The organism is Mesorhizobium sp. M1A.F.Ca.IN.020.03.2.1, from assembly GCF_004023205.1.
Classification (GTDB): Bacteria; Pseudomonadota; Alphaproteobacteria; order Rhizobiales; family Rhizobiaceae; genus Mesorhizobium.
Map to the genome: position 1 here is coordinate 1 of NZ_RZSV01000363.1, position 3774 is coordinate 3774.

The 3774-nt window shown below is 63.1% G+C and carries 4 protein-coding genes and 1 pseudogene; 2 read left to right on the forward strand and 3 right to left on the reverse strand.

Annotated elements, in window-relative coordinates; translation table 11 throughout:
* Positions 1-207, reverse strand: a 207-nt coding sequence (locus EOA79_RS30565; RefSeq protein ID WP_206639291.1) for an AAA family ATPase, incomplete at its 3' end; no start/stop codon positions are given.
* A gap of 163 nt (positions 208-370) precedes the next feature.
* Here EOA79_RS30565 and EOA79_RS30570 point away from each other — a divergent pair.
* The gene (locus EOA79_RS30570) at positions 371-1000 is read left to right on the forward strand and encodes a hypothetical protein (protein WP_206639292.1); all 630 of its coding nucleotides are present in this window, start codon (positions 371-373) and stop codon (positions 998-1000) included.
* Between the two features lie 331 nt (positions 1001-1331).
* Here EOA79_RS30570 and EOA79_RS30575 read toward each other — a convergent pair whose 3' ends face one another.
* Positions 1332-2054: an SMC-Scp complex subunit ScpB gene (locus EOA79_RS30575; RefSeq protein WP_128161243.1), complete on the reverse strand. Its 723-nt coding sequence runs from the start codon at positions 2052-2054 to the stop codon at positions 1332-1334.
* Between the two features lie 3 nt (positions 2055-2057).
* A complete protein-coding gene (locus EOA79_RS30580; RefSeq protein ID WP_128161245.1) occupies positions 2058-2981 on the reverse strand; it encodes a DUF1403 family protein in 924 nt (307 codons plus the stop codon).
* A 459-nt stretch (positions 2982-3440) separates the two neighbouring features.
* Here EOA79_RS30580 and EOA79_RS30585 point away from each other — a divergent pair.
* Positions 3441-3774, forward strand: a pseudogene (locus EOA79_RS30585) (integrase); the annotation flags it as partial.

A 3774-nucleotide genomic window follows, 5' to 3' on the forward strand; every position in this document is an offset into this window, starting at 1 on the left:
GTAACTGGCGCTGGAGAAGTCCTCGAGCTGGAAGTTCACGGGGCCGTCGTCGAGAAGCCGGCGCATGACCTCGGAAAGCGAAGTTTTGCCGCTGTTGTTGCGTCCCACGATCACTGTTTCGGACGCTTCCAAAATTAGACTAACGTCAGACAGAAGTCTAAAATTCTTGATTGCGACCTTTTGAATGCGCATAATTACCCCAAACATTGCAATTCCCGACCCTGCAAAACGAATGACTTAATTGAAGTGAGACCGCAAGGTACTTCGCCGCTAAAAGAACCGGTTAATTTGAACGGACGGGCATTGCAGCCGAGTGGAGCGGCGCGCCTCTTGCCTGGGCTCGAAACAGGTCAAGTATACAAGCACTGGCATGCAATACGCCGTAGTTGACAATGTTCGGCGAGAAGCCTTCCCCGGCGGCAAGGGCACATGCCCGACCTGCGGCTCTGGAATGGTCGCGAAATGCGGCCCACGCGTACTCCATCATTGGGCTCATTTTGGCCGCCGCAATTGTGATCCCTGGTGGGAAAACGAAACACAGTGGCATCGTGACTGGAAAAGCTTGTTTCCCGAGGAGTGCCGGGAGGTCTCGCATGTTGCTCCCGACGGCGAAATCCATCGCGCCGACATCAAGACACCTACGGGCATCACCGTCGAGGTTCAGCACTCCGCCATCACCGATGCCGAGCGCATCGCTCGCGAGACCTTCTATGGCAACCTTGTGTGGGTAATCGATGGGCGCGCCTTCCGGCATAATTTCGATATCTACCATGTACTGCCGGATCCTGCCTCAGACGTCGCGCAGGACGTCGTCTGGTCCAAGGCGCAGCGCCACATGGATGGCGCGAACGCCGGCCTGTTCTTTCGCTGGAGCGAATTTCTTCTGGAGCGTCCCGGCGCAACGAAAGCCGAGGTTAAATTCGGTTATATCCATTCCATTAGGGAGATTGAAGACGAGGTGCAGCGCGCCTATCGCGGGCACCACCAATTTCCTGGGTAAGACCAAGACGCACCTGGCTCGACACAGCTTGCCCAGTCTATATAGACTTCGGCTCCGACTTTCTGGTGAAGCTAGAAACTTATGATGAGTCTGGTTTGCCTTGTATTTGCTACGTCGCTAAACGAAAGTTCGTGCATGACGTGATGGTTGAAACCCAGGCCCACGCTATCGCGACACGTTTTTATCAACTATCCCCAGTCGGCAGTACGACCGATTCTATTTGATCAAAGCCATATCCGGGCGGGCGCGTTCGTTGCGCATTCTGGGTCTGGCGGATAAGTGAACCGGACGGGTCGTTCAGACTCAGCCACATTCCTTCGTCGTAATGCTTTCAGATGTCGGGCTCCAAACCGTCGTCCTGATCGCTATCTGAAAACCCCGGCATGATGTCGCCCGCCAGCAGCTTCTCCTTCGACAGCAGGCCGGCGTCCTCGAGCGCCTCGAAATCCGGCAGGTCGCGCAGCGTGGCGAGGCCGAACTCCAGCAGGAACGTTTTCGTCGTGACATACGTGTAGGGCGCGCCCGGCGTCGGGCTGCGCGGCCCGGAGGCGATGAAGTTTTGGCCGCGCAGCGTGCCGATCAGGTCGCGGCTGATCTCCTTGCCGAAGAAGGAAGACAGTTCTCCACGCGTGATCGGCTGGAAATAGGCAATGCACATCAGCACCAGCACCTCCGACTGCGAGAGGTCTACTCCGCGCTCATCGGCGCCGACGGCCGTGCCAAATGCACTGCGGATGGCGTCGGCATAGGCCGGCCGCGTCAGGTGCTTCCAGCCGCCGGCGACGGCGACCAGGTCGTACGGGCGGCCGGCGAGCTCGGCGCGGATGTCGTCGATGAGGAGATCGAGATTGCAGCTGGCGCCAACCACACGCGCGAGGACACTGCGTGTCACCGGCTCGCTGGCCGCGAAGATGGTCGCCTCGACGCGGTTCATCCATTCGCGCCAACGGGCCTCCGGCGGCAGGTGGTCGAGCTCCCGGTCGAACAGATGGTCGCCTGATCGACGGTCATCCGATCGGCCTCTTCCCCGTCTCGCGCGCGCGCCCTCCCCCATCGACTACAGCCCGTAGATGCGGAACGTGGTGCGGCCGGACAGCTCGCGCACGGCGCCGAGGTCGACAAGGCGGTCGAACAGGCGGCGCAGTCCACGATCGCTCATGCCGGTTTTTTCGTCCTCGCGCGAAGCCGCGAGCGCGTCGTCGGACAGCAACCGCTCGACGACGGCGTCCGACCCTTTCGCCCGCAGCTTTGGGGCGACAGCCAGCAGACGGTCGGCGCGGCGGCCGAGCTCGGCCGCAAGATCCATCGCCTGCAGCGCTGCCCGGGCATAGGCGGCGAAGATGCGTTGCCGGGATGCTTGCGCTGACTGCCGTTCGGTATGCGGTGATCGACTACCGCTCGCCACCGGGTGAATGCCGAACAGGGGAACCGCGCGCGACCATCCGAGCCGGTCGGCCAGAACAGCGTCGGCAAGCCACGGCCCAAGCTCACGCGCGGCGCGACTGTCATGGCGCTGCGGCACGGCGATCGCGTCGGCTGCGGCGGCGAGCGCATTGCCGACGGTGCCGGCAAGCGAGCGGATGTCGTCGCCGATCTGGCCGGCCGCCGCCTCGTCGAGCGCGCTCCCCAGATTGGCGGCGACACCCGCCAACACCGCCTCGCCGACCAAAGTCGCGACCGGACGCGATGCCAGCGTGCGCCAGGCAAGCAGCATGCGGCCGGCCGGACCGACATCGTCGCCGGGACGGGTGAGCAGCAGCGCGTCGCGCAGCGCTGCGGCGTCCTCGACCCGGCCGGCCCGCTTCGCCGTCGCCGCAGCCGCCGCGAGCGCCAGGCGCTGCCGCCAGGCGCCGGCCCATTTTTCGTCCCGGCGCACGACAGCATCGAGCGCGGTCAGCGCCGCGCCGGCGGCAAGCGCAGCATCCTCAACGGTTGGCGCCGTCTCGACTGCCCGGCGCAGCCAGGATGGCACAGTCGCCATGGGGCCGATCGGCGCGGCGTCGAGCGGCTGCGAAGGCGGTTTGGCGTGGAGAATCATCGTCGACAGCATGAATCACGGCGGCGCTTTTGACAACAGACCTGGCCAAAATCCGCCGCGCCTGTCGCAACACTTTTATGTCCGATAAGCTTGCCTTATCGGACGTATGGCGCTAGCCTGCCAGAATCATTCTGTTGGTCACCCCAGATCGCTGGAAAAGCCCGAAAACGCGCGCTTTTGTGGCGTCTTGCTCGTCCTGGTTCTGTGGACCGGATCGGCCCGGATGACTGGATTCGGCGCCGCGCCGCATTCTGGGGTCTCGCCGGCAAGTGTGCGTTCGCGCGCTGTCATCGAGACCGGACCATCGCCGGCCGCGTGCGCTGCTGCGCAGTCTCATCAAAAGTGACTCATCCCAAAAAACATGAATCCGCTAACCCCTGAAAACGCTTGTTGGACAGTCTCATGAAAAACGGTCAGCCGACACCTGACATTCACGGACCGGCCGATGACGATCTTCCCGACATCGTCGATCTGGTTATGGAAATGGGCGCCTCACCCCCCACCCCGTGGGCACCGGCGCGTCTGGAGGCCCTGGTTGAGACCGCGACCGCCTATGCCAAGGCCGCCAGCTCCGAAAACACACAAACCGCCTACGCCAAGGACTGGCGGCATTTTGCCTCGTGGTGCCGCCGGGAAGGGTTCGATCCGCTGCCGCCGTCGAGCCAGGTCATCGGCCTCTACATCGGCGCCTGTGCCTCGGGCACCGCTGCCGGTGATCCGAACCGCGGCTTGCCAT